We start from the raw sequence: 24388 nt of genomic DNA, 5'->3' as shown, positions 1-24388 counted from the left end.
GGGGCGCTCAGAGTATCGGCGAAATCAGCCGGGCGATCCGCATGCCGACCTGTTGCATGCGGTGGATCTCCCGGCTTTCTTCTTTGGCCACTTCATCGGCCAGGGCGAAATCGTCATTGAGCATGTGTTCCACGGCGGCGGCGAACTGGCTGTCGACGGTCAGCAACATCACTTCGAAATTCAGACGGAACGAGCGATTGTCCAGATTGGCGCTGCCGATGGCGCTGATTTCGCTGTCGATCAGCACCACTTTCTGATGCAGAAAACCCGGACGATAGCGGAACACCCGCACGCCGGCACGCACCGCCTCGAAGGCATACAGGCTGGACGCGGCATAGACGATGCGGTGATCAGGCCGCGACGGCAACAGCAGTCGAACATCGACCCCGCGTAACACTGCCAGCCTCAGCGCGGCGAATACGGCTTCGTCAGGCACGAAGTAAGGGCTGGTGATCCATACCCGCTGCGTCGCTGCGTGAATGGCTTCGACGAAAAACAGCGAGCAGGTTTCATAAGCATCGGCCGGACCGCTGGCAAGCAATTGGCAAAGCACGCCATCCTCCGGATACGCATCCGGAAGGATCAACGGCGGCAGAGTACGAGCAGCCCAGAACCAATCTTCGGCGAACGATTCCTGCATGCAGGCCACCACCGGCCCGCGGACTTTCACGTGGGTGTCACGCCACGGCGCCAATGGTGGCTTCTCACCCATGTATTCATCGCCGACGTTATGCCCGCCGACAAAGCCGACTACGCCATCGACCACAACGATTTTGCGGTGGTTGCGGAAGTTGACTTGAAAGCGGTTGAGCCAGCCGCTGCGCGTGGCAAAGGCTTTGACCTCGACGCCGGCATCACGCAGCGCCTGCACGTAATGATGGGGCAGGGCATGGCTGCCGATGCGGTCGTAGAGCAAATGAATCGACACGCCTTCGGCGGCTTTCTTCAACAGCAAATCACGCAAGCGCTGGCCGAGCCGATCGTCGTGAATGATGAAGAACTGGACCAGCACTGCTTCCCTGGCTTGTTCGATCGCCTGAAATATTGCATCGAAGGTCGCGGTGCCGTTCACCAGCAGTTGCACCTCGTTGTTCGCCAGGCACGGCATGCGCCCCAGTTTCGGCATCGCGCGCAATGAGGCATAGGCACTCGACGCGCGAGCGGCCAGGGCTTCTTCAACCCATGGGCGCCAGTTCAATTCGGAAATGGCCAAGCGCATCTGCTCGTTGGCCTGGCGCCGCGCCTTGATGTAGCCATCGAAGGTGCTGCGACCAAAGACCAGATACGGAATAAGCGTGAGGTAGGGAATGAAGATCAGCGACAATGCCCAGGCGATCGAGCCCTGCGCTGTGCGCACGGTGAGCACCGCATGGATCGCAGCGATCGAACCGAGTGTGTGCAACAGGGCGATCAGATAACCGAAAATGTGCGGTCCGAAAAAATCCATGGGGCAGCCTTGCTCCGTGAGATGCAATGCTTAACAGACCATGTTCTGCGGCGAATGTCTCTATTTAATCGGCGCATGAACCGACACAATCGGCCGGCGTCTAACGGCCACAACTGATCAGGAGTTACTCGATGAACGTTCGTCTGCTGGGTTTGGCGCTGGGCCTGGGTTTGGCATTGCCGGTGGTTGCGCAGGCGCAAATGCTGCAGCCGGGGTTGTGGGAAATGTCTTCGAGCAATCTGAAGGTCGATGATCAGGCCATGGATGTGCAATCGATCCTTGGCCAGATTCAAGGCCAGATCACCCCGCAGCAGCGCGCGGCGCTGGAGAAGAACGGCATCAACATCGGCGGCAAAGGCATCCGCGCTTGCCTGACGCCGCAGCAGGTGGCGACCAACGACATCCCGCTGGCCGATCCGCAATCGGGCTGCAAGCAGCAGATCACCGAGCGCACCGGCAACCAATGGAAATTCCGCTTCAGCTGCCCGAAAGCCCAGGGCACAGGCGTGGCGACATTCCTCAGTGACCGCGAATTCACCACCGTCGCCAATGGCACCTTCAACGCTATCGGCATCAACCAGAAGGGCAGCCTGGAAACCCGGGCAGTCTGGCTGGGTCAGGATTGCGGCACGGTAAAACCCCGCGCTTGAAACCTCTGTGACGCCCACAGTTGGAAGCCATTCTAACTGTGGGAGCGAGCCTGCTCGCGAATAGATCGAAAGCGCACCTCAGGTCATGGCTGACTCAACGCCTTGTACAGCGTATTAAGGTTGTACTCGAACAGCCCGGTAAAAGTGCTCGCAGGCCCGGTGGAAGCCAGTGCATCCGAGTACAGCGTGCCACCGATGTGTGCGCCGCTTTCATCCGCGATCTGCTTGAGCAGACGCGCGTCCTTGATGTTTTCCATGAACACCGCCTTGACCTTGGCCTGGCGAATCTGCGTGATCAGCGCAGCGACTTCGGCGGCGGAGGGTTCGCGTTCGGTGGATAAACCCTGTGGCGCGATAAAGTCGATGCCATAGGCCTGACCCAGATAGCCAAAGGCATCGTGGCTGGTGACGATCTTGCGATTACCCGGCGGCAGCGCGCCGAGTTTGTTTTTGGCTTCGGCGAGCAGGGCATAGATCTGCTTGAGGTAGGTCTGGCTGTTGCGCTCGTAGTCAGCCTTGTTGGCCGGGTCGGCGGCGATCAGCGCCTTGGTGATGTTGGCGACGTACAACTCAGCGTTCGCCAGATTGTGCCAGGCGTGTGGATCCGGAACGGTTTCGCCATCTTCATCGAGCGAACGTGGAATCACCCCGCGACTGGCACTGATCACCGTTGCCTTGCTGTCGGTGCTGGTCACCAGGCGATCCAGCCAAGGTTCGAAACCGAGGCCGTTCTTGATGATTACTTTGGCTTTGAGCAACGCCTTGGCATCGTCCGGTGTCGGCTCGTAGGTGTGCGCATCAGCGTCCGCGCCGACCATGCTGGTGATCTCAACGTGCTCGCCGCCGACCTGATGAACCATGTCGGCAAGGATGCTGAAGCTGGTGACCACCGGCAGTTTTTCGGCGGCTGACAAGGACATCGACAGCATCAGGCTGAACAGCACGAGTAGAGCGCGCATCGGGAAACACCTCATTGGGATGTGAGCAAAGGCGGGCGGCGCAGCAAACCGTGAACCGGTCCGAACACCACCGACAGCAGATAGCCGACCCCCGCGACCAGCACGATGGCCGGGCCGCTGGGCAGCGAGTAGTAGAACGACAGCAGCAAGCCGAGCCACACAGACACGCAGCCCATGACCGCGGCGATGGCGATCAGTAGCGGTAGGCGGCGACTCCAAAATCTCGACGCAGCAGCCGGAAGCATCATCAGGCCGACAACCATAAGTGCGCCGATGGCCTGAAAGCCGATCACCAGATTCAGCACGACCAGAGTCAGGAACACGCCATGAGCCAGTGGTCCGAGACGACTGACCGTGCGCAAGAACAATGGGTCCAGTGTGTCCAGCAGCAGAGGTTTGTAGATCGCCGCCATCGCCATGAGGCTGACCGCCGAGACCCACAGCATGCCGGTCAGCGTCGGTCCATCCACGGCTAGCGCCGAACCGAACAGCAAGTGCAGAAGGTCGAGGCGCTTGCCGGCGATGCCAAGGATCAAAACGCCGCTGGCCAGTGAGATCGGATAGATCGCGGCGAGGCTGGCATCTTCTCTCAACCCCGTTCGCCGGGTGATCCAGGCCGCGAGTCCGGCCATGCTCAGCCCGGCTCCCAAGCCACCGAGGGTGAGTGCGGGAAGACTCAAACCGGCAAACCAGAATCCCAGCGCTGCACCAGGGAGAATGCCGTGGGCGACGGCGTCACCGATCAAGCTCATACGTCTGAGAATCAGAAAAACACCCAAGGGCGCCGTGCTGCACGCCAGCACCAGGCCACCGAGCAGGGCGCGGCGCATGAACACAAATTCGCTGAACGGCTGCCAGAAATGGCTGACGGTGGCGAGCATCAGGCGACCTGCATGTGCGGTGTTGGCTGGATCAGTTCTCTGCTGGTTCCGTACACGCAGTGGCCGTTTTTGATCAGCAGGGTATTCGGAATGTGTTGGCGGACAGCCGCCAGGTCGTGGCAGACGACGACCAGTGTCCGGCCTTCGGCGTGCCAGTGGTGAATGTGCTGCCAGAGCAATTGCTGGCCGAGTTCGTCGAGTGCGGCGTGCGGTTCGTCCAGCAACAGCACCGGGGCGTCAGCAAGGCTCAGTCGCGCGAGCAGGGCACGTTGTAGCTCACCGCCGGACAGGGCCATCAACGGGCGCTGTTCGAGTCCACTCAAATGCCAGTCTTCCAATGCGTTTTTCAGTCGCTGCGTGCGCAGCTGTGTCGAGAGCCGACGGCCCCAGAAACCTGCGGCGATGAGCTCTTCGAGGCTGATTGGAAACTGCCGATCCAAATGTTGCTGTTGCGGCAGAAAGGAAATGCCGCTTTGGCGTGGAACAGCCATTTCCACCTTGCCGGCCAAGGGCTTCTGCAAACCGGCGATGACTTTCAGCAGACTGCTTTTGCCGCAGCCGTTGGCGCCGATGATTGCGGTCAGGCTGGCGCTTTCGAACTCAAGACTCAAAGGCGTCGTCAGCGGTTGGCCGGGTGCGCCCCATACCAAGGATTGGCAGCGGATCATTTTTGCTCCCGTCGCCAGCTGCTTTCGGCGACGGCGTCATGGGCATGCAGGCTTTCGGCGTGGATCACGCGGATGTGGAATTGGTTGATGCCGGGCGTGCGCTGCAGTGCCAGATTGAGGCGGCGCGCGGCGTCTTCACAGAACATAAGGTTTTGCCCATTGGCGAGTGCGAAGGCTTGCTCGTCGGGGCGCTTTACTGCGGTCTGCACGGCGGTGCCGAGGGCTGCTTCAGCGTCATTGATGATCGCGGTCAGCGGTAGCTCGTCGATGAAATTGTCGAGATGCAGGTGCAGTTGCGCATAGCTGCGCTGGCTGTGCGGAGTGGCTACGATCCCTTTGGTTGAGCCAAGCCATGCCAAAACATCTGCGTGTTGCAGAGCCTTGTTGGCGAAATCGTCGACGAATTGCTGCTGGATCAATTGCCTTGCCAAGGCTGCGGAGCATGGGCACGTCGAGGAATAGGGCAGTTCAATTTTTAGTTCCACGTGGAACATTTGCTGTTTCAGGCTCGCTGAAATGGACGCCGGATAGGATTTCCAGCCGGCCAAGGGGCTGACCAACGCGGGTCGTTTCAGCAACAATTCGGTGTGAATATTCAGATACGCGCAGGCGGATAGACCTTGATGGCTTGTCAGAAAACACTTGAGTACCTGATGCAGCAAAGCGGGAGAAAGGCTTCGCTGTTCGAGGGTTTCGAGTGCCAGATACAAGCGCGACATGTGAATACCACGCGCTTCACCATCATCGAGACTCACGCCAGCGTCGACTCTGGCGCTGAGGCATTGGCCTTCAAGCACAACGGGTAGAGCAATCCCACGCATGCCTACCCAGTCGAGGGGCAGTGCCAAGCGTGCAGATTGGGCGGCGATATCCGGGAGAGTAAGAGCATTCATGGTTGAGACCGTCGTATTGATCTCTATTTACGTTACATTATAACAATCCATTCAGCGATGCTTTTTTCATGAAAAGGATTTCACTAGCAGCCCGTCATCCGGCTGCAAGTGAACCTTGCGCTGCTCCCTCCCGAGCTGGAGAAGCGGTTGATGGTTGTCCAGCCGACACGGCGGGTATAGCCAACCCAAGCCTCGCCATCGGAGGCAATACCGGTAAAAAAGGTTAATTGGCCGAAGCGGCTGTTGGTCTGCGCCCAATAGCGATGGTCGTCCTTCTCGAATCCGCGCAGGTAAAGCGTGGTGCCTACCGTATTGACGCTATAGGCATTGCCGTCGACGTCTACACACGCCAGCAGATTAGCGCTGCGTGTGCAGTGCGCCGGCCCCGGCATGTGCGCCTGTGCTTGGCTGGCCAGCGACATGGCAAAGCTCAAAAGCAGGCATTTCAACCCCTTGTTCATTGCGAGTTTCCACGATCGGTGGTGCAGCAATTTGCGAAATCTTCTGTGTCGGACTGGCAAACTTAGGTTGTTATACTATAACATAAATCGCAACCAGCCTGAGCTGCCGATCACAATCGTATGCCTTCTTTGACCCGGTTAAATGAAGCGCAACACGCCAAGCGCACACCTAAAAGCGTAAATCGGCTGCCATTTATGAGGATTATCCAATGTCAGCCAAATTGCCCGTCACCGTACTTTCAGGATTTCTCGGCGCCGGAAAAAGTACACTTTTGAATTACGTACTACGTAACCGAGACGGCTTGCGCGTAGCGGTGATCGTCAACGATATGAGCGAGATCAACATCGATGGCAGTGAAGTCCAGCGCGATGTCAGCCTGAACCGCGCTGAGGAAAAACTCATCGAAATGAGCAATGGCTGTATCTGCTGTACGTTACGTGAAGATTTACTGGAAGAAGTCAGCAAACTTGCCCGTGAGGATCGTTTCGATTACCTGCTCATCGAATCAACCGGCATTTCCGAACCGCTTCCGGTCGCTGAAACCTTCACCTTCCGCGATGAACAGGGGCAAAGCCTCGCCGACATCGCTCGCCTCGATACCATGGTCACCGTGGTCGACGGTGTGAATTTCCTGGTGGATTACCAGGCGGCCGAAAGCCTTGCCTCTCGCGGCGAGATTCTCGGTGAAGAAGACGAGCGCTCCATCACCGATCTGTTGATCGAACAGATCGAGTTCGCCGACGTCCTGCTGATCAGCAAAATCGACATGATCAGCCAGCACGAGCGTGAAGAACTCACCGCCATCCTCAAGCGCCTCAATGCTCAGGCTGAAATCATTCCAATGGTGATGGGCGAAATCCCCCTGGAGAAAATTCTCAACACCGGTCGTTTCGATTTCGAGAAAGCCGCACAAGCCCCGGGATGGCTGCAGGAATTGCGCGGTGAGCACGTCCCGGAAACACAGGAATACGGCATCGCCTCGACGGCCTACCGCGCCCGCCGGCCATTTCACCCGCAACGTTTTTTCAGCTTCATCGATCGGCCTTGGCTGAACGGCAAGCTGCTGCGCTCCAAAGGCTTCTTCTGGCTCGCCAGCAAACCCACCGACGCCGGTAGCTGGTCGCAGGCCGGTGGCTTGATGCGGCATGGATTCGCCGGGCGTTGGTGGCGTTTCGTGCCAAAAAATCAATGGCCCGAAGATCAGGAAAGCGCCCAGGCGATCATGGGAAACTGGATTCCAAGCGTAGGAGATTGCCGCCAGGAGCTGGTTTTCATCGGTCAGAACATAGATTTCCTACAGCTCTCCGCCGAACTCGATGCCTGTCTGCTGACCGACGAAGAAATGGCAACGGGTGTAGAAGGCTGGCGCTTGCTGCCTGATCCATTCGGTCCTTGGCACGAAGAGGCCGCCTGATGCTCGCACTCCAAGATCAGCCGCTGCTGACCCGTCATCAGCACCAGGGCCTGACACCGGAAACGTTGACGCGAATCCTCGAAGACCAGACCAATCTCGCCGTCTGGCAACGTCAGCTGCCCGTGCACATTGCCGATTTTGCGCAATTGGTGCTGTCGCTCAACGAGCCCTTGGCCGAGTCGCTATGTGTGGAATTGCCCGACGAAGATGCCGAACCGGATCTCGCCGGTCTGGCTGCAGGGCTGCATGATCTGCAAGGTTTCGAAGGTTTCATCAGCGACCTCAAATGGCTGATCAGTGCCTTCTCCTGCCTGCTGGGGGCGCGGCGTATTGGCGTGCGTTTGCGTGTGCTGGACAAGGCCATGTGTCCGCGCTTCCACGTCGATCACGTGCCGGTGCGCTTGATCACTACTTACGCTGGCATCGGCAGCCAATGGCTTGAGGAGGGCGCGATGGATCGCCTGCAACTTGGCCAGGCCGATGCCGAACCGCAAGGTGCAGCGTCGATTCGCCAGCTCAACAGCGGCGACGTCGCGTTGCTCAAAGGCGAAAAGTGGCACGGCAATGAAGGCTTCGGCCTGATCCATCGATCGCCGCAACCGGCGCCCGGTGAACGCCGTCTGCTGCTGACCCTCGACTGGCTCGGCTGAAATTCAGGGCTTGCGCCAGGCGCCCTGGCTCTGGCCTTCGCAATACGGCTTGAGATACGCCGCATCAGTGGCCACGCCGTAATAGTGGATATCCTGGCGATAGGGCATATTGGCGACTTGCGCGTTGCTGCACACGCCGAAAGCGCCGCTGGGGCACTGATCGACGTATTGCACCTCGACTATCTGCCCGGCCAGCGTCGGTTGGCAGAAGCCGTCATTGAACAATTTCTGCGGAATCGTCCTGTTCTGCTGACAGACTTTGACGTCGAGCCGTTCGCCCTGTGTGTGCACCACGCAGGCCTGAGCCCACGCTTCACTCGACAGCAGCGCCAACAGCAACGACCATCCCGACCAGCGCATCTTCGATCTCCTCAATAACTGTCCGCAGAAAGTACCCGCCATGTTGCAGAACATTCCGACCCACGTCATCGCCGGTTCGTTGGGCGCCGGCAAGACCAGCCTGATTCGCCAGTTGCTGGCGCAACGGCCTGCGGACGAGCGCTGGGCGGTGCTGATCAACGAGTTCGGCCAGATCGGTCTGGATGCTGCATTGCTGACGAATGACGCCGATGGTATCGCACTGGGTGAGGTGGCCGGGGGCTGTCTGTGTTGCGTCAATGGCGCGCCATTCCAGATCGGCCTCGGCCGCCTGCTGCGAAAGGCCAGGCCGGATCGACTGTTTATCGAGCCATCCGGGCTGGGCCATCCGGGGCAGTTGCTCAAGCAACTCAACGAGGCGCCGTGGCTGGGCGTGCTGGCGGTTCAGCCCTGTGTTCTGGTTTTGGACGCTCAGGCATTGCACGCAGGTAGGGACTTGCCGGACGCCCAGCTGCAAGCGTTGGCCAGCGCGGGGTTGTTGCTGTTGAACAAGGCCGAAGATCTTGATGAAACGGCTCGAGACAGAATCGCCAGCCAGTTGCCGCCCGTCAGGCTGATCTGGACGCAGCAAGCGCAACTGCCTCTGAGCGAGCTGCCGGGGGGGAAAGTAAAAGCAAACGAAGGCGCAGGGCATCTGCCGCTGCCCACTGGATTGGCACAGCTGCCAGCGGTCTGGAGCGATCCGGCCGAACCGATTTGCCTGAGTCAGGCACAGGAGGGTGGGTGGAGCATCGGTTGGCGCTGGCATCCGCGGCAGGTCTTTGATCAAGCTCGCATCGCCGATTGGCTGAGCTCACTCGACTGGAAGCGGGCGAAACTGGTTATCCACAGCACGGATGGCTGGGTTTCGGGGAATGCGCTGGAGCATGCCGGGCTGGAATGGCAGGTAAGTGAATGGCGAAGAGATTCGCGGATCGAGCTGATTTTCAGTGGTCTTGAGGAAGTTGAAGTGCTTCAGGCGGGCCTCGCTGCTTGCCGCAAGCTTTAGGAAGCAAAAGATCGCAGCCTTCGGCAGCTCCTACAGGACTTGGATGTACGCGCCGGTGTTGTGGCGTTTCAAGGCTTCCACTTGGTATGTTCCTGGCGCCACTGGCTCAGCTCGATGACTTCCGCCCGAGGCTTGTGGACTTCGACCACCGGCGGCGTGTCGTCGAACGGCGCAGGGTAGGGCGCCAGTTCAATCTGCGCACTGTGCGCGCCGAACTGGGTGACGGTGCCGTTGTGGCGGCTTTCGCCAGTCACGGTGAACTCGAAGTTGTAGACCCGCGCCAGTCGTCGGCGACCGTTGGCATCCCTGATCAGACCGATCTTTTTCAGCGCGACGTTACCGTCCAGCAATTCCACGCCAACGTTGGTGCAATGTTGCTTGACCCGCTCCAGCGCGCGCTCGCGCAAGCCGTGGTTGTGCCATAGCCAGGCACCAGCGGCGGCGAACAGCATCAGCACGAAGATGTTTTCCAGGGTCAGCATCTACATCGAACTCCAAATGATGGCGTCAGCTTAACTGTCTCGCCGGTCTGTCGTACAGGCTGTGTTTCGTCGCATACTGCGCGGCTTGAATTTCAATCGTTTTACGGAATGACCCGAATGAAACGTACGCCTCATCTGCTCGCCATCCAGTCCCACGTGGTGTTTGGCCACGCCGGCAACAGCGCTGCGGTTTTTCCGATGCAGCGCGTCGGGGTCAATGTCTGGCCGCTCAACACCGTGCAGTTCTCCAACCACACCCAGTATGGTCAGTGGGCCGGTGAAGTGCTGGCGCCGCAGCAGATTCCCGAGCTGATCGAAGGCATCGCCGCAATTGGCGAGCTGGGCAATTGCGACGCGGTGCTGTCCGGCTACCTCGGCAGCGCCGCGCAGGGACGGGCGATTCTCAGCGGTGTGGCGCGGATCAAAGCGGTCAATCCGAAGATGCTGTATCTGTGTGATCCGGTCATGGGTCATCCGGAAAAGGGTTGCAGCGTGCCCACCGAGGTCAGCGATTTCCTTCTTGATGAGGCCGCGGCCGTGGCGGACATCATGTGCCCGAACCAGTTGGAGCTGGACAGTTTTTCCGGGCGCAAGCCGCAGTCGCTGTTCGATTGCCTGGCGATGGCACGGGCGCTGCTGGCGCGCGGACCGAAAGCGGTACTGGTCAAGCATCTGGATTATCCGGGCAAACCGGCGGATGGCTTCGAAATGCTGTTGGTGACCGCCGAGGGCAGCTGGCATCTGCGCCGTCCGTTGCTGGCGTTTCCACGTCAGCCAGTGGGCGTCGGCGATCTGACCTCTGGTCTGTTCCTGGCGCGGGTGTTGCTGGGCGACAGCCTGCTGGCAGCGTTCGAATTCACCGCAGCGGCAGTGCATGAGGTGTTGCTGGAAACCCAGGCATGCGCCAGTTACGAGCTGCAACTGGTGCGGGCGCAGGATCGCATTGCGCATCCGCGGGTGAAGTTCGAGGCTACCGCGATCAGTCTCTGAGACCGGGTCGTCTTTATTCGCGAGCAGGCTCGTTCCCACAGGAAGAATGCATTCCAAATGTGGGAGCGAGCCTGCTCGCGAAAGCGATCAATCAAGGCTGATCAGGCGTCGCCCTTGATCTCCTGATAACGCTTCTCCAGTTCCTGACGAATCTGCCGGCGCTGTTGCGCCTGCATGAAGCGGCGCTTGTCTTCGCTGTTCTGCGGTTGCAGCGGCGGCACGGCGGCCGGTTTGCGCTGGTCATCCACCGCGACCATGGTGAAGAAGCAGCTGTTGGTGTGGCGCACCGAGCGTTCGCGGATGTTTTCGGTGACCACTTTGATGCCGACTTCCATCGACGTGTTGCCGGTGTAGTTGACCGAGGCAAGGAAGGTCACCAGTTCGCCGACATGAATCGGCTCGCGGAAAATCACCTGATCCACCGACAGGGTCACCACGTAGCGCCCGGCATAACGGCTGGCGCAGGCGTAAGCCACTTCGTCGAGGTATTTGAGCAGGGTGCCGCCATGGACATTGCCAGAGAAGTTGGCCATGTCGGGGGTCATCAGTACCGTCATCGACAGCTGGGCGTTTCCGGGTTCCATAACGTTCTCACGGATCAAGGCTGATTGCAGGAAGCGCCTCTGCGGGCACCTGGTGGCTTTTCAAAAAGCACCGTTATCGGGACGCCGCGCGGCGGGCCGCCGTCACGCCGGTAGCGATCTGTTTCCATATATTGCACCGGCTTCCAGAGCGAAGTCGCGGTGTTAACCTGCAAAAGCCCTGTCCAAGGGCAATTCCTACATTAAAAGCGGATTTTTACCCTGCTCGCGCAGAACGTCTGACGTCTGTCCGCGCGCCTCGTCATCAAGGAGCCCACGCCATGCATGCCATCAGTTTTATTCAGGATCTGGCAGTGATCATGCTGGTCGCGGGCGTGGTGACCGTACTGTTTCATCGTTTCAAACAGCCGGTGGTGCTCGGCTATATCGTCGCCGGCTTCATCATCGGCCCGCATACGCCACCGTTCGGCCTGATTCACGACGAAGAAACCATCAAGACCCTGGCCGAACTCGGCGTGATCTTCCTGATGTTCTGCCTCGGCCTGGAGTTCAGCCTGCGCAAGTTGTTCAAGGTTGGGGCAACGGCGTTCATTGCCGCATTTCTCGAAATCATCCTGATGATCTGGATCGGCTACGAAATCGGTCGCTGGTTCGACTGGAACACCATGGATTCGTTGTTCCTCGGCGCGATTCTGGCGATCTCCTCAACCACCATCATCGTCAAAGCGCTGAACGATCTGAAGATGAAGAACGAGCGCTTTGCGCAGTTGATCTTCGGTGTGCTGATTGTCGAGGACATACTTGGCATCGGCATCATCGCGCTGCTGTCGAGCATCGCCGTCAGCGGCACGGTGAGCTCGGGGGAAGTGTTTTCCACGGTCGGCAAGCTGTCGCTGTTCATGATCGTCGCGCTGGTCATCGGCATTCTGTTGGTGCCGCGTCTGCTGGCTTATGTGGCGAAATTCGAAAGCAACGAGATGCTGTTGATCACCGTGCTCGGCCTGTGTTTCGGCTTCTGCCTGCTGGTGGTCAAGCTTGAATACAGCATGGTGCTCGGCGCTTTCCTGATCGGTGCGATCATGGCCGAGTCGAAGCAGTTGTTGAAAATCGAGCAGTTGGTCGAGCCGGTTCGCGACTTGTTCAGTGCGATCTTTTTTGTCGCCATCGGCTTGATGCTCGACCCGCTGATTCTCATCGAATACGCCTGGCCGATCGCGGTGATCACCGTGGCCGTGGTGCTGGGCAAGATGTTGTCCTGCGGCCTCGGTGCGTTTATCGCTGGCAACGACGGACGGACCTCACTGCGGGTCGGCATGGGTCTGTCACAGATTGGCGAATTTTCCTTCATCATCGCCGCGCTGGGCATGACCTTGCAGGTCACCAGCAACTTCCTCTATCCGGTCGCTGTAGCCGTGTCGGTGATCACCACGCTGCTGACGCCGTACCTGATTCGCGCGGCGGATCCGTTGTCGATCAAGCTCTCGGCCGCTGTGCCCAAGCGGCTCGGGCGGGTGCTCGGCATGTATGGCGAATGGTTGCGCAGTATTCAACCGCAGGGCGAGGGTGCGCTGCTGGCGTCGATGATCCGGCGGATCCTGTTGCAGGTCGGGGTCAATCTGGCGCTGGTGATTGCGATCTTCTTTGCCGGCGCATACTTCGCCGAGCGCATGTCGTTGTGGCTGCAGGACTGGATCAGCGATCCGAGCTGGCAGAAGGCATTGATCTGGGGCGGTGCGTTGCTGGTCTCGCTACCGTTCCTGATTGCGGCTTATCGCAAGCTCAAGGCGCTGTCGATGCTGTTGGCGGAGATGGGCGTCAAGCCGGAGATGGCCGGGCGTCACACGCAGCGAGTGCGCCGGGTGATCGCCGAAGTGATCCCGATTCTCTCGCTGCTGGTGATTTTCCTGCTGTTGGCAGCCTTGTCGGCCAGTATCCTGCCGACCAACAAGCTGCTGGTGCTGATCGCCGTCGTCGCGGCCGCCGTAGCGGCGCTGCTGTGGCGCTGGTTCATCCGCGTGCATACGCGGATGCAGGTGGCCTTGCTGGAAACCCTCGACAATCACAAGGAGTCGTCGGGGCATTGACCAGCCGGGGCGTGTGGCGGATCAGCTTTCCAGCCAGACGTCCCGCGCCCAGTGCCACACCGATTCCCAGGTTTCTTCGGCAATCAGTTCTTCTTCGGCCTGCCACAGCACCACGGTGCCGTCTTCTTCGACACAGTAGTAGTCATCGCCGTCCTGACAGATCGGGATCAGGCTGCGATCAACACCCACGTCCCATGCATTGGCCGCCACGTCCGGCAGATAGGTGTGCGATTGCGGATCAGTGACGGTCACCGGCTCGAGGCTGCCATAGACCACATCGCTGACGGTCAGCAAAAATTCTTTGAAGACGAATGGAATGTCGATGAACAGTTGTTCTTCGATTTCCACCAGCAGGTCTTCGTCAGGCAATTCCAAAGGAACCGGTACGGGTTCGTTGGCTTCGCGCAGTTGTTCGATGATTTCTTCCACGTCCGGGATCCTCTTGCTGAATGGCGCGGTTTATATGGGCCGGTTTATACAGTAGCTCGCCATAGATGCAACCGTGAAATGAAAAACCCCGGCCGAGGCCGGGGTTCTGTTACCGCAAGTGAAGCGCAGCAGGGATCAGCCGTTCTGGCGGATACCGGCGACCAGCCAAGGCTGGTTGTCGCCCTGCGGACGTTCCATGTTCCAGCTTTCGCTGAACACTTCGCCCTGATCGAAACGCGAGGTTTTCGACACGCCGGTGAAGGTCAGGGTGGCGATGGTCTTGTCGGCACGATCGTCGACGCCGTCCAGTTGTACCTGCAGGTTGTCGATGTAGGTCGACTGGAAGCCGTCGCCCAGATCCGCACGCTCACGCTTGAGGAACTCAAGCATTTGCGGGGTCACGAACTCGGCGATCTTGTCCATTTCGTTGGCGTCCCAGTGCTGCTGCAGCGACTGGAAGTGGCTGCGCGCAGCTTCAAGGAAGCGCTGTTCGTTGAACCAGGCCGGTGCATTGATCACCGGACGGGCAGCAGCCGGAGCGGCCGAACCACCGAAGATCGAACCCATGGCGGCAGGCTTCTGCTCGAACACTTCACGCTGCATCGGCGCGCCGGCCGGAGCGAATTGCTCCTGCTGCTTGCGACGACGGGCGGCGATGAAGCGGAAGATCACGAACGCGATCAGGGCCATGATCAGGATGTCGAAGATCTGCATGCCCTGGAAGCCGTCGCCCATGAACATCGATGCGAGCAGGCCGCCGGCGGCGATGCCCGCCAGCGGGCCGAGCCAGCGCGAAGCACCGCCGGCCTTGGCCGCGGCGCCAGCAGCACCGGCAGCGCCAGCGGTCGCTGCTGCGCCGCCCACGCCTGGAGAAGAAGGAGCCATCTGGCTGGTCTGGTGCGTCGGCGCAGCGCCGGCGCTTTTGCCACCACCAAAGCGCTTGGCGTTGGCGTCGAGGCTCATCGTCAGGCCGATGCACAACGCCATGGCGATGCTAAGAAAACGTTTCATAAAGGGTATTCCCGTTTTGTGGAGACACGCGCGCCATGTTGCACAGCTGAAGTGTTACTGGCTAGCGAGAGAGTGTTTCGGGCTTTTGCCTGACAGGTCGCGTTCAGCTTGGCGAGGCAATCAGCCGATGTACTTTTGTCTGTAGGAAAAGGCGATAGGTTCAGAGGGATTGATGTACTTGCGCCGCATAACCTGTGGGAGCGAGCAGGCTCGCTCCCACATGGGTTCAGTGCCGGTGGTTAGATCGCTTCCAGCTTGGCATAGCCGAGCATCAGCCACTTGCTGCCTTCGCTGAAGTTCACCTGCACCCGGGCCTGGGCGCCGGAACCTTCGAAGTTGAGGATCACCCCTTCGCCGAAGATCGAGTGACGTACGGCCTGACCGAGCACAAAACCGGTTTCCGGAATCTCGCTGCCGCTGAACAGGCTGCTGCCGCTCATCGACTGGTTGCCGCCGAACGGTCGGCTGACGCTGTTGGACAGGCGCACTTCCTGAATCAGGCCTTTGGGCACTTCGCGGACGAAACGCGACACCTTGTTATAGGTTTCGCTGCCGTACAGGCGCCGGGTTTCCGCGTAGGTCATGACCAGATTCTGCATCGCCCGGGTGATACCGACGTAAGCCAGACGCCGTTCCTCTTCAAGACGCCCCGGTTCTTCCAGGCTCATTTTGTGCGGGAACAGGCCTTCTTCCATGCCCACGAGGAACACGTAAGGGAATTCCAGGCCTTTGGCGCTGTGCAGGGTCATCAGCTGAACGCTGTCTTCGTGCTCGTCAGCCTGAGTGTCGCCGGCCTCCAGCGAAGCGTGGCCGAGGAACGCCGCCAGTGGCGTCAGTTCTTCGTCTTCTTCGGTGTTCTCGAAGTTGCGCGCGGCGCTGACCAGTTCCTCAAGGTTTTCCACCCGGGCCTGGCCTTTTTCGCCTTTTTCCGCTTCGTGATAAGCGATCAGACCGGACTGCTCGATGACGGTTTGCGTCATCAGGTGCAGCGGCATCTCGGCGCACTTGGCAGCGAGGTTCTCGATCAGTTCGATGAACGCACCGAGCGCACTCGCGGCGCGACCGGTCAGACCTTTGTTGGCCACCAGTAGGCGCATCGCTTCCCACATCGACACGTCGCTGTGCCGCGCATGCTCGCGAATGGCCTCGACAGTTTTCTCGCCGATGCCCCGCGCCGGTACGTTGATCACCCGCTCCAGCGCCGCGTCGTTGCCGCGACCCTCAAGCAAACGCAGATACGCCATGGCGTTCTTGATTTCCGCGCGTTCGAAGAAGCGCTGACCGCCATAGATGCGGTACGGGATGCGCTCGCGCAGCAGGGCTTCTTCAAGCACCCGCGACTGGGCGTTGGAGCGGTACAGAATCGCAATATCGCTGCGGGCAAGGCCGGTTTTCAGCGCGCTTTCGATGGTTTCCACCACGTAACGCGCTTCGTCGTGTTCGTTGAACGCGGCGTACAGATTGATCGCTTCGCCGTCGCCACCGTCGGTCCACAGCTCTTTACCGAGACGCCCGGTGTTGTTGGCGATCAGCGCGTTGGCGGCTTTGAGGATACCGGCGGTGGAGCGGTAGTTCTGCTCCAGGCGAATCGTCTCGGAGTCCGGGAAATCGGAAGAGTACTGATGGATGTTCTCGATCTTCGCCCCGCGCCAGCCGTAAATCGACTGGTCGTCGTCGCCGACCACCATCAGGCTGTCGCCGCCTTTGCCGAGCAGGCGCAACCAAGCGTACTGCACGGCGTTGGTGTCCTGGAACTCGTCGACCAGAATATGCCGGAAGCGTTTCTGATAATGCGCCAGCAGGCCCGGGTGATCGCGCCACAGATCGAGGGCGCGCAGCAGCAGTTCGGAGAAATCGATCACGCCAGCCCGCAGGCACGCCGCCTCGTAGGCTTCGTAGATGCCGCGCATGGTGGCCAGGAACAGGTCGCCGCTGGCCTGAATGTGTTGCGGCCGCAGACCTTCGTCTTTCTGGCCGTTGATGAACCACTGCGCCTGTCGCGCCGGCCAGCGTTGCTCGTCCAGGCCCAGCTCGCGGATCACCCGCTTGACCAGACGCTGCTGGTCATCGCTGTCGAGAATCTGGAAGGTCTGGCTCAGGCCCGCTTCCTGCCAATGCGCCCGCAGCAAGCGGTGCGCGAGGCCGTGGAAGGTGCCGACCCACATGCCGGCCGGGTTGATGCCCAGCAACTGCTCGATGCGATGGCGCATCTCGGCAGCGGCCTTGTTGGTGAAGGTCACCGACAGGATGGAGTGAGGCGAGGCGTTTTCGACCTGGATCAACCAGGCGATACGGTGCACCAGCACTCGGGTTTTACCGGAACCGGCGCCGGCCAGGACCAACTGACGACCAACGGGGGCTGCTACGGCCTGGCGTTGGGCATCGTTGAGGGAGTTCAGCAGAAGGGAGAGATCATCGCGCATCGGGGCATTCTAGGGTGCGCCGCAGGCCCGGGCAAACCGTGCGTTGCATTAGCCGATGAAAGTGCTGCCGATGACGACCGGTCGGTCACTGGCTGCAGGCTTCGGCCCGTCTCGCCTGAGGGGTTGCAGCGGTGCGCAAGCGGCGGGAAATTCCCCCTCAATTGTGATCGGCAGCAGTTTGGCATCGGGATCGGCTTGTGTATGCTCCGTCCACGTTTCGGGCGCACGCCCTCCTATAAGAACAAGAACGTTGCCCATGATCCTCAGTGCCGAACTGTCGGGGCCCTCCGTGGACCCCCGGGTGATCCGCAAGCACTATGCCGTCGAAATGGCGGTGGAGCGCACGCGTCTGCTGTATCAGGGCTCGCTGTTGCCCACGCTGTTCATGTTGATCAATGGTCTGGTCTGCGCCGCTTTGCTCTGGAGCCCGCAGCGCTACTTCGTGGTCAGCGTCTGGCTGGTGTGGCTGCTGTCGCTGGTCGCGCTGCGGGTGATTCAGGTGGCCGCGTTCGATTCGGCGATTCCTGATCGTCAGGCCCAGCCGATCTGGTTCCGCATGTTCCTGCTCGGTTCGACCATGACCGGCCTGACGCTGGCCGGAGCCGGCATCGCTCTGGTACCCGCTGACAACTTCATGCAGCAAGCCTGGGTGTTCGGCCTGATCGGCGCGGCAACGCTGTCGGCCAGTGTCGCCTACGCGGTGAGCCTGCCGGCGTTCCTGTCGTTTACCTTGCCGTGCCTGCTGCCAGCGATCGGCTACCTGTTCTGGGGCGGCGACGATCAGGCACGGGGCTGGGGCTGGCTGGGGCTGATCCTGCTCGGTTCGCTGAGTGTGGTGGCATGGCAGGTCAATCGGCTGATCGACCGTGGATTGCTGCGGCGCTTCCAGAATCAGCACCTGATCGAGCATTTGCAGCAAGCGCAAACGCGCAGCGAACAACTCAATCAGGAGCTGGGCAAAGAGATCGAGCAGCGCCGATGTGCCGAGGCGCAATTGCGTGAAGCGCAGGTCGATCTCGAAGATCGCGTCGCCCAGCGCAGCCGCGAACTGGATGCCGCCAATCAGGCCCTGAGCAAAAGCGAAGCGCGCCTGGCGCTGGCGCTCAAGGCCAGTGAACTCGGATTGTGGGACTGGAACCTGCAGACCGACGAAGTCCACCACACGCAGATTCAGGAACTGTTCGGCCTCGCCCCGGAATACGTCACGGCGCTGCTGCGCGACCTCAAGCCGCGACTGCATCCTGAAGATGTGCCGTCACTCAAGTTCGCCCTGGTCGAGCATCTGAAGGGGCGCACCGAGGATTATCAGGTCGAATATCGCCTGCGCCACGGCGACGGTCACTGGGTGTGGATCGAGGACCGTGGTCGCGCCGTAGAGCGCAGCGCCAACGGCCGGGTGATCCGCATGGTCGGCACTCGCCGCGATATCAGCGCCAGTAAAAGTCTCGAAGAACAGCAACGACTGGCGGCCACGGTGTTCGAGGCGGCCAGCGAAGGCATCGTGATTCTCGACCCGGATTACGCGCTGATCGCGATCAACCAGGCTTTCAGCCGGGTCACCGGCTACGAGATCGACGACATGCTCGGGCGCAACGTCGTCGAGTTGCCGTGCAGCCGCGATGCCCGTCGTCACTATGTGGCGATCCGTCATGCGCTGGAGCAGTACGGCAGTTGGCAGGGCGAACTGGTGGAAACCCGCAAGAACGGCGAGCTGTATCCGCAGTGGCTGCAACTCAATGCCGTGCGTGATAGCCGTGGCAATGTCAGCCACATCGTCGGCTTCTTCGCCGATCTCTCGGCGCGGCGGGCCTCGGAAGAGCGCATGCGCTATTTGACCCATTACGACGAGCTCACCGGCCTGGCCAACCGTTCACTGTTCCGCGAACGTCTGCACGAAGCCCATCAGCGGGTGCGCCAGGGCGGGCGCCGCAGTCTGGCGTTGCTGCACATCAATCTCGATCGCTTCAAATTGCTCAATGACAGCCTCGGCCACGAAGTCGCCGATCAGCTTCTGCAGAAGATGGCCCGGCGGCTGGTCAATGCCTTGCCGGAAGCCGACACCATTGCGCGCCTGTCCGGTGACGAATTTGCCGTGCTGTTCGATGCCTACGGCAATCTGTCGAGCCTGGCACGGGTAGCGACGCGGTTGTCGGCCAAGCTGCGGTTGCCGCTGAGCGTTGACGGGCATGAACTGGTGGTCAGCGCTTCGATGGGCATCAGCCTGTTGCCGGACAACGCGCGTGAGATCTCGGCGTTGGTCAGCCAGTCGAACATGGCCATGCAGCATGCCAAACATCTGGGCGGCAACAATTTCCAGTTCTTCACCGACAGCCTGCAAGCCAGCACACTCGAACGTTTGCAGCTGGAAAACCACCTGCGCAGGGCCATTGAAGAACAGCAACTGACGGTGTTCTACCAACCGAAACTGTGCCTGCAAACCGGCCGCATGAATGCCGCTGAAGCGCTGGTGCGCTGGGATCATCCGAGCATGGGCCAGGTGCCGCCGGCGGATTTCATTGGCCTGGCCGAAGAGACCGGTCTGATCGGGCCGATCGGTGAATTCGTCTTGCGTCAGGCGTGTTGGCAAGCGTGCGAATGGCAGCGCCAGGGCCTGGCGCCGATCCGCGTGTCGGTGAACCTGTCGGTGCATCAGCTGCGCCAGGGCAAGCTGGTCAGTCTGGTCCGGCAGGTGCTGGAAGAAACCGGGCTGGCGCCGCACTACCTCGAGCTGGAGCTGACCGAAAGTCATTTGCTCGACAGCGTCGAACACATCATTGCAACGTTCCAGCAACTGCGCGATCTGGGAGTGAAACTGGCGATTGATGATTTCGGTACCGGGTATTCGTCGTTGAGTTACCTCAAGCGCATTCCGGTGGATTACGTGAAGATCGATCAGGCGTTCATTCGCGGCTTGAGCGAGGGCAGTGCGGACGCAGCGATCACTCGCGCGATCATCGCCATGGCCCACGGACTGGCCCTGAAAGTCGTGGCCGAGGGCGTCGAGCGTGAGGATCAGCTGGCATTTCTGCGCGCCGAACACTGCGACGAGGTGCAGGGTTATCTGATCAGCCGGCCGGTAGACGCTGCTTGTCTGGCCGGGCTTTTGCGTGATCAGAAAAACCCGCAGTAAGGGCTACATGCTCCTCAGCGTGCCTGATGCCGGGACATCGAGTTACGCATTGAGCAGGCAAAATGCCCATTCATGTAGTATAACTACAAGCTTGCTACATCCTTGCCCACAAGAAGAGTCCAGCCCCTTGAATCTGCTGCAACACATCGCCCAGTCACGTCACCTGTTACGCAAGTCGGAGCTCAAGGTCGCCGACCACGTGCTGCTTGACCCTGCGGCAGTGATGCACAGTTCCATGGCCGACCTGGCTCACAGCGTCGGCATCAGCGAGCCGACCATCGTGCGTTTCTGCCGCGCGATCGGTTGTTCCGGCTTTCAGGACCTCAAACTGAAACTGGCGCAAAGCCTGGCCGCCGGCGCCAGCTTCGGCCAGTTCGCGATCCACGAAGACGACTCCGTCGCCGACTACAGCCTGAAGATTTTCGACACCACGCTGCACACCCTGATGGAAGTGCGCGAGAAGCTCGACCCGGTCGAGTTGCAGCGCGCGGTGACGCTGATGTCCCAGGCGCAGCGTGTCGAGTTCTACGGCTTCGGTGCTTCCGGTGCGGTGGCCGCGGATGCACAGCACAAGTTCTTCCGCCTGCTGCTGACCGCAGCGGCGTATTCCGATCCGCACATGCAGGCGATGTCGGCTGTGACGCTGAAGCCTACCGATGTGGCGATCTGTATTTCCCAGTCGGGGCGCTCCAAGGATTTGCTGATCACCGCCAACCTCGTTCGCGAAAGCGGGGCGTCGTTGATCACCCTGTGTCCGAGCCAGACGCCGTTGGCCGAACTGTCGACCGTCAATCTAGCGATCGATGTGCACGAAGACACCGAGATCTACACGCCGCTGACCTCGCGAATCGCCCACCTGGTGGTGATCGACGTGCTGGCGATGGGCGTGGCCATGGCGCGCGGGCCGAGCCTGGTCAATCACCTCAAGAGCGTCAAGCGCAGTCTGCGCAGTTTGCGTTTGTCTCCGAAAGCCGTGAAAGCGCTGGACGATTAAGATCAAAAGATCGCAGCCTTCGGCAGCTCCTACATTTGGAATGCGTTCCCTGTAGGAGCTGCCGAAGGCTGCGATCTTTTACTTTTTGACGGAAACTTTCATCAAACCGTCATCCCCCACGCCTATCGTGAAACTCCCGTACTCGCCCTGGGAGACTCGAAATGGCTCAGCCCTACGAAGAACGCAACAGCGCCGCGAAAACCCGTCGTCAGCAGGAAGATCAGCGCCGCATGGAATTTCGCCGCGCAATCGAAGATCGCTTCGAACTTCGCCAGCTTCAGGCTGAGATCGGCGATTTTCCCGAAATTACGCACTGGCAGGCGACGCCCGCAGCTTCCCGTCGAAACGCTCAACCAACGCAATAATCTGCGCCCGCTCGCTGCGGATAAACGCCAGGAAGGCGTGCGCCACCGGTGACAGCCGCTTGGCTTTGGCCTGCACCAGACACCAACTGCGCAGCAGCGGCAACTCTTCGACCGGCAGCTCGACCAGGCCGCCGGTCGCCAGCTCCAGGTTCAGGGCGTGGCGCGTCAACAGCGCCAGGCCCAGACCCGCCACCACGCATTCGCGCTGGGCTTCGGCCGAGGCTACCTCCTGGGTCTGGGTGAAGTGCACGCGCTTTTCCTTGAAATATTCTTCGCAGGCCAGACGTGTGCCAGAACCCGGCTCGCGGATCAGCAGCGTATACGGCTCCAGATCCTGCAAGCGCAACGGGCCCATGTGCGCCAGCGGGTGATCCGGGCGCGCCACGGCGACAATCGGATTGTTGAGGAACGGCAGAAATTCCAGGCCCATGTCCTGCGGCACCATCGACATGATCACCAGATCATCGCGATTGTCCGAGAGGCGGCGAATGACCTGGCCACGGTTGACCACCGTCAGCTGCAAATTGACTTCCGGATGCTGGCGCTTGAACGCGGCGAACAGATGCGGCACGAAATATTTGGCGCTCGATTCCACTGCCAGTTTCAGCTGACCCTGCAGCGAACCCTGCATGTCCGACAGTTGCATATCGAGATTTTCCAGTCGTCCGAAAATGTCGCGGCTGGCGCGCTGAAGCGCTTCGGCCGCCTCGGTCATGTAGAGTTTTTTGCCGACATAGTCGAACAGCGGCTGGCCGATCAGCTCTTCAAGCTGACGAATCTGTAGGCTCACGGCTGGTTGTGTGAGGGACATTTCCTCGGCGGCGCGGCTGTAGGAACGTAAATCACACACCTCATTGAAGATCTGCAACTGACGCAACGTCATACGCATCAATGACTTACGCATTTTATTCAGGCTCTCACGGCACACGGATGTTCCGACTATAAGTGTTTACTTATGCCTGACCCAATTTTTATTCATTTTTGTTAATCCCTCAGCAGCGCTAGTGTGGACCTGCGACTGAATTGAAACATTTGGTCACGCGTCGACCTGGGTCTAGCAGGTCGTGGTGCCACCGGCTCAAGGGAACCTCCAAGTGATAAAAAAGATCCTGATCGCCAACCGTGGTGAGATTGCCGTACGCATCGTACGAGCCTGCGCCGAAATGGGCATTCGCTCGGTTGCGATTTTCTCCGATGCCGATCGCCATGCCTTGCATGTGAAGCGTGCGGACGAGGCCCACAGCGTCGGAGCCGAGCCACTGGCCGGCTACCTGAACCCGCGCAAGCTGGTGAACCTGGCGGTGGAAACCGGCTGCGATGCGCTGCACCCCGGCTACGGTTTCCTGTCGGAAAACGCCGAGCTGGCGGAAATCTGCGCCGAGCGCGGCATCAAATTCATCGGCCCGTCGGCGGAAGTCATCCGGCGCATGGGCGACAAGACCGAAGCGCGGCGCAGCATGATCAAGGCCGGCGTGCCGGTGACGCCCGGCACCGAGGGCAACGTCTCCGGCATCGAAGAAGCCTTGGTTGAGGGCGACCGCATCGGTTACCCGGTAATGCTCAAGGCCACCTCTGGTGGTGGCGGTCGCGGTATCCGTCGCTGCAACAGCCGCGAAGAACTTGAACAGAACTTCCCTCGTGTCATATCGGAAGCCACCAAAGCATTCGGTTCGGCGGAAGTGTTCCTGGAAAAATGCATCGTCAATCCCAAGCACATCGAAGCGCAGATCCTTGGCGACAGCTTCGGCAACGTTGTGCACCTGTTCGAACGTGACTGCTCGATCCAGCGCCGCAATCAGAAGCTGATCGAGATCGCGCCGAGTCCGCAGCTGACCCCGGAACAACGCGCCTACATCGGCGACCTGTCGGTGCGTGCGGCCAAGGCAGTGGGTTATGAGAATGCCGGTACCGTGGAGTTCCTGCTCGCCGAGGGCGAGGTGTACTTCATGGAAATGAACACGCGGGTGCAGGTGGAACACACCATCACCGAAGAAATCACCGGCATCGACATCGTCCGCGAGCAGATTCGCATCGCTTCCGGCCTGCCGCTGTCGGTGAAGCAGGAAGACATTCAGCACCGTGGCTTTGCGTTGCAGTTCCGTATCAACGCTGAAGACCCGAAGAACAACTTCCTGCCGAGCTTCGGCAAGATCACCCGTTACTACGCCCCCGGCGGCCCGGGCGTGCGCACCGACACGGCGATCTACACCGGCTACACCATTCCACCGTTCTACGACTCGATGTGCCTGAAACTGGTGGTCTGGGCGCTGACTTGGGAAGAGGCGATGGACCGTGGTCTGCGGGCGCTGGACGACATGCGTCTGCAGGGCGTGAAGACCACCGCCGCGTACTACCAGGAAATCCTGCGCAACCCGGAATTCCGTAGCGGCCAGTTCAACACCAGCTTCGTTGAAAGCCACCCGGAACTGACCAACTACTCGATCAAGCGCAAACCCGAAGAGCTGGCCCTGGCCATCGCCGCCGCCATCGCCGCCCACGCAGGCCTATGAATGAAGCAGCTGCGAGCTTTCAGCTGCAAGCGGCAAGT

The 24388-nt window shown here is 60.2% G+C and carries 23 protein-coding genes; 10 read left to right on the top strand and 13 right to left on the bottom strand.

Annotation, left to right across the window (positions count from 1 at the left end; all coding sequences use genetic code 11):
* Positions 1-7 precede the first annotated feature (7 nt).
* Positions 8-1447, bottom strand: a complete 1440-nt coding sequence (gene cls / locus AC0IXA_RS09605) for a cardiolipin synthase (RefSeq protein WP_471812780.1) — start codon at positions 1445-1447, stop codon at positions 8-10.
* Between the two features lie 131 nt (positions 1448-1578).
* Between cls and AC0IXA_RS09600 the strand changes: the two genes are divergently transcribed.
* On the top strand, positions 1579-2097 hold the full coding sequence (locus AC0IXA_RS09600) for a DUF3617 domain-containing protein (RefSeq protein WP_016772436.1): 519 nt from the start codon (positions 1579-1581) through the stop codon (positions 2095-2097).
* A gap of 83 nt (positions 2098-2180) precedes the next feature.
* On the opposite strand, the gene AC0IXA_RS09595 is transcribed toward AC0IXA_RS09600, so the two are convergent.
* The 5 genes from AC0IXA_RS09595 to AC0IXA_RS09575 all read right to left on the bottom strand — a co-directional run bounded on the left by AC0IXA_RS09595 (position 2181) and on the right by AC0IXA_RS09575 (position 5959).
* Positions 2181-3056 carry a metal ABC transporter substrate-binding protein gene (locus tag AC0IXA_RS09595; protein ID WP_471812777.1) on the bottom strand — a complete coding sequence of 292 codons (876 nt, stop codon included), beginning with the start codon at positions 3054-3056 and terminating at the stop codon, positions 2181-2183.
* Between the two features lie 11 nt (positions 3057-3067).
* A complete protein-coding gene (locus tag AC0IXA_RS09590) occupies positions 3068-3937 on the bottom strand; it encodes a metal ABC transporter permease (RefSeq protein ID WP_024014863.1) in 870 nt (289 codons plus the stop codon).
* Positions 3937-4605 (bottom strand): metal ABC transporter ATP-binding protein, encoded by a 669-nt coding sequence (locus tag AC0IXA_RS09585; RefSeq protein WP_471812774.1) that lies wholly within the window; start codon positions 4603-4605, stop codon positions 3937-3939. Before AC0IXA_RS09585 ends, AC0IXA_RS09590 begins: the two co-directional genes overlap by 1 nt.
* On the bottom strand, positions 4602-5498 hold the full coding sequence (gene folE2 / locus AC0IXA_RS09580; RefSeq protein ID WP_123441888.1) for a GTP cyclohydrolase FolE2: 897 nt from the start codon (positions 5496-5498) through the stop codon (positions 4602-4604). The genes AC0IXA_RS09585 and folE2 overlap by 4 nt, the downstream gene beginning before the upstream one ends.
* A gap of 83 nt (positions 5499-5581) precedes the next feature.
* A complete protein-coding gene (locus tag AC0IXA_RS09575; RefSeq protein ID WP_341638217.1) occupies positions 5582-5959 on the bottom strand; it encodes a glutamine synthetase in 378 nt (125 codons plus the stop codon).
* A 209-nt stretch (positions 5960-6168) separates the two neighbouring features.
* On the opposite strand from AC0IXA_RS09575, the gene zigA reads away from it, so the two are divergent.
* A complete protein-coding gene (gene zigA / locus AC0IXA_RS09570; RefSeq protein ID WP_471812771.1) occupies positions 6169-7374 on the top strand; it encodes a zinc metallochaperone GTPase ZigA in 1206 nt (401 codons plus the stop codon).
* The gene (locus tag AC0IXA_RS09565) at positions 7374-8024 is read left to right on the top strand and encodes a DUF1826 domain-containing protein (protein ID WP_471812769.1); all 651 of its coding nucleotides are present in this window, start codon (positions 7374-7376) and stop codon (positions 8022-8024) included. Before zigA ends, AC0IXA_RS09565 begins: the two co-directional genes overlap by 1 nt.
* Before the next feature lie 3 nt (positions 8025-8027).
* On the opposite strand, the gene AC0IXA_RS09560 is transcribed toward AC0IXA_RS09565, so the two are convergent.
* On the bottom strand, positions 8028-8384 hold the full coding sequence (locus tag AC0IXA_RS09560; RefSeq protein WP_341638214.1) for an NADH:ubiquinone oxidoreductase: 357 nt from the start codon (positions 8382-8384) through the stop codon (positions 8028-8030).
* Positions 8385-8424: 40 nt separating this feature from the next.
* Between AC0IXA_RS09560 and AC0IXA_RS09555 the strand changes: the two genes are divergently transcribed.
* Positions 8425-9390, top strand: a complete 966-nt coding sequence (locus AC0IXA_RS09555) for a CobW family GTP-binding protein (protein ID WP_471812767.1) — start codon at positions 8425-8427, stop codon at positions 9388-9390.
* A 68-nt stretch (positions 9391-9458) separates the two neighbouring features.
* On the opposite strand, the gene AC0IXA_RS09550 is transcribed toward AC0IXA_RS09555, so the two are convergent.
* On the bottom strand, positions 9459-9872 hold the full coding sequence (locus tag AC0IXA_RS09550) for a DUF3301 domain-containing protein (protein ID WP_038861179.1): 414 nt from the start codon (positions 9870-9872) through the stop codon (positions 9459-9461).
* Between the two features lie 117 nt (positions 9873-9989).
* On the opposite strand from AC0IXA_RS09550, the gene pdxY reads away from it, so the two are divergent.
* A complete protein-coding gene (gene pdxY / locus AC0IXA_RS09545) occupies positions 9990-10862 on the top strand; it encodes a pyridoxal kinase PdxY (RefSeq protein WP_042608042.1) in 873 nt (290 codons plus the stop codon).
* A gap of 101 nt (positions 10863-10963) precedes the next feature.
* Here the strand turns inward: pdxY and AC0IXA_RS09540 are convergent, their stop codons facing one another.
* Positions 10964-11446, bottom strand: coding sequence for an acyl-CoA thioesterase (locus AC0IXA_RS09540; protein ID WP_016772447.1), 483 nt, complete (start codon positions 11444-11446; stop codon positions 10964-10966).
* A 278-nt stretch (positions 11447-11724) separates the two neighbouring features.
* Here AC0IXA_RS09540 and AC0IXA_RS09535 point away from each other — a divergent pair, with 278 nt between their 5' ends.
* Complete coding sequence (locus tag AC0IXA_RS09535; protein ID WP_258604240.1) at positions 11725-13488, top strand: cation:proton antiporter; 1764 nt, start codon at positions 11725-11727, stop codon at positions 13486-13488.
* A gap of 21 nt (positions 13489-13509) precedes the next feature.
* Here AC0IXA_RS09535 and AC0IXA_RS09530 read toward each other — a convergent pair whose 3' ends face one another.
* The 3 genes from AC0IXA_RS09530 to uvrD form a co-directional block, all read right to left on the bottom strand.
* Positions 13510-13917, bottom strand: a complete 408-nt coding sequence (locus AC0IXA_RS09530) for an SMI1/KNR4 family protein (RefSeq protein WP_038359443.1) — start codon at positions 13915-13917, stop codon at positions 13510-13512.
* Between the two features lie 135 nt (positions 13918-14052).
* Positions 14053-14928 carry a Tim44 domain-containing protein gene (locus tag AC0IXA_RS09525; protein ID WP_122506273.1) on the bottom strand — a complete coding sequence of 292 codons (876 nt, stop codon included), beginning with the start codon at positions 14926-14928 and terminating at the stop codon, positions 14053-14055.
* Between the two features lie 239 nt (positions 14929-15167).
* Entirely contained in the window at positions 15168-17351 is a 2184-nt protein-coding gene (uvrD, locus tag AC0IXA_RS09520) for a DNA helicase II (protein WP_016772450.1), read from the bottom strand.
* Between the two features lie 256 nt (positions 17352-17607).
* Between uvrD and AC0IXA_RS09515 the strand changes: the two genes are divergently transcribed.
* From AC0IXA_RS09515 to AC0IXA_RS09505, 3 genes are all read left to right on the top strand, one after another.
* Positions 17608-20481 carry a putative bifunctional diguanylate cyclase/phosphodiesterase gene (locus tag AC0IXA_RS09515; protein ID WP_471812762.1) on the top strand — a complete coding sequence of 958 codons (2874 nt, stop codon included), beginning with the start codon at positions 17608-17610 and terminating at the stop codon, positions 20479-20481.
* 127 nt (positions 20482-20608) lie between these two features.
* Positions 20609-21475, top strand: coding sequence for a transcriptional regulator HexR (gene hexR, locus AC0IXA_RS09510; RefSeq protein ID WP_007962240.1), 867 nt, complete (start codon positions 20609-20611; stop codon positions 21473-21475).
* 161 nt (positions 21476-21636) lie between these two features.
* Entirely contained in the window at positions 21637-21840 is a 204-nt protein-coding gene (locus AC0IXA_RS09505) for a PA3496 family putative envelope integrity protein (RefSeq protein ID WP_081932351.1), read from the top strand.
* On the opposite strand, the gene AC0IXA_RS09500 is transcribed toward AC0IXA_RS09505, so the two are convergent.
* On the bottom strand, positions 21782-22744 hold the full coding sequence (locus AC0IXA_RS09500) for a LysR family transcriptional regulator (protein WP_122612790.1): 963 nt from the start codon (positions 22742-22744) through the stop codon (positions 21782-21784). The two genes, AC0IXA_RS09505 and AC0IXA_RS09500, sit on opposite strands and share 59 nt — an antisense overlap.
* 190 nt (positions 22745-22934) lie before the next feature.
* Between AC0IXA_RS09500 and AC0IXA_RS09495 the strand changes: the two genes are divergently transcribed.
* Positions 22935-24350: an acetyl-CoA carboxylase biotin carboxylase subunit gene (locus tag AC0IXA_RS09495; RefSeq protein WP_024014853.1), complete on the top strand. Its 1416-nt coding sequence runs from the start codon at positions 22935-22937 to the stop codon at positions 24348-24350.
* The last annotated feature ends 38 nt before the right edge of the window (positions 24351-24388 follow it).

The sequence above is a fragment of the Pseudomonas sp. AC083 genome, from assembly GCF_979253165.1.
Note: the sequence above shows the minus strand (reverse complement) of the source record. Positions and strands in the feature narration are given on the sequence as shown.

Bases quoted from the DNA above. Each gene is read 5' to 3' on its own strand.
- uvrD (WP_016772450.1), bottom strand. From the start codon at position 17,351: ATGCGCGATGATCTCTCCCTTCTGCTGAACTCCCTCAACGATGCCCAA.
- AC0IXA_RS09595 (WP_471812777.1), bottom strand. From the start codon at position 3,056: ATGCGCGCTCTACTCGTGCTGTTCAGCCTGATGCTGTCGATGTCCTTG.
- AC0IXA_RS09560 (WP_341638214.1), bottom strand. From the start codon at position 8,384: ATGCGCTGGTCGGGATGGTCGTTGCTGTTGGCGCTGCTGTCGAGTGAA.
- AC0IXA_RS09515 (WP_471812762.1), top strand. From the start codon at position 17,608: ATGATCCTCAGTGCCGAACTGTCGGGGCCCTCCGTGGACCCCCGGGTG.
- AC0IXA_RS09565 (WP_471812769.1), top strand. From the start codon at position 7,374: ATGCTCGCACTCCAAGATCAGCCGCTGCTGACCCGTCATCAGCACCAG.
- AC0IXA_RS09535 (WP_258604240.1), top strand. From the start codon at position 11,725: ATGCATGCCATCAGTTTTATTCAGGATCTGGCAGTGATCATGCTGGTC.
- folE2 (WP_123441888.1), bottom strand. From the start codon at position 5,498: ATGAATGCTCTTACTCTCCCGGATATCGCCGCCCAATCTGCACGCTTG.
- AC0IXA_RS09590 (WP_024014863.1), bottom strand. From the start codon at position 3,937: ATGCTCGCCACCGTCAGCCATTTCTGGCAGCCGTTCAGCGAATTTGTG.
- AC0IXA_RS09550 (WP_038861179.1), bottom strand. From the start codon at position 9,872: ATGCTGACCCTGGAAAACATCTTCGTGCTGATGCTGTTCGCCGCCGCT.
- cls (WP_471812780.1), bottom strand. From the start codon at position 1,447: ATGGATTTTTTCGGACCGCACATTTTCGGTTATCTGATCGCCCTGTTG.
- AC0IXA_RS09540 (WP_016772447.1), bottom strand. From the start codon at position 11,446: ATGGAACCCGGAAACGCCCAGCTGTCGATGACGGTACTGATGACCCCC.
- zigA (WP_471812771.1), top strand. From the start codon at position 6,169: ATGTCAGCCAAATTGCCCGTCACCGTACTTTCAGGATTTCTCGGCGCC.
- AC0IXA_RS09505 (WP_081932351.1), top strand. From the start codon at position 21,637: ATGGCTCAGCCCTACGAAGAACGCAACAGCGCCGCGAAAACCCGTCGT.
- AC0IXA_RS09585 (WP_471812774.1), bottom strand. From the start codon at position 4,605: ATGATCCGCTGCCAATCCTTGGTATGGGGCGCACCCGGCCAACCGCTG.
- AC0IXA_RS09555 (WP_471812767.1), top strand. From the start codon at position 8,425: ATGTTGCAGAACATTCCGACCCACGTCATCGCCGGTTCGTTGGGCGCC.
- AC0IXA_RS09575 (WP_341638217.1), bottom strand. From the start codon at position 5,959: ATGAACAAGGGGTTGAAATGCCTGCTTTTGAGCTTTGCCATGTCGCTG.
- AC0IXA_RS09600 (WP_016772436.1), top strand. From the start codon at position 1,579: ATGAACGTTCGTCTGCTGGGTTTGGCGCTGGGCCTGGGTTTGGCATTG.
- AC0IXA_RS09525 (WP_122506273.1), bottom strand. From the start codon at position 14,928: ATGAAACGTTTTCTTAGCATCGCCATGGCGTTGTGCATCGGCCTGACG.
- AC0IXA_RS09500 (WP_122612790.1), bottom strand. From the start codon at position 22,744: ATGCGTAAGTCATTGATGCGTATGACGTTGCGTCAGTTGCAGATCTTC.
- pdxY (WP_042608042.1), top strand. From the start codon at position 9,990: ATGAAACGTACGCCTCATCTGCTCGCCATCCAGTCCCACGTGGTGTTT.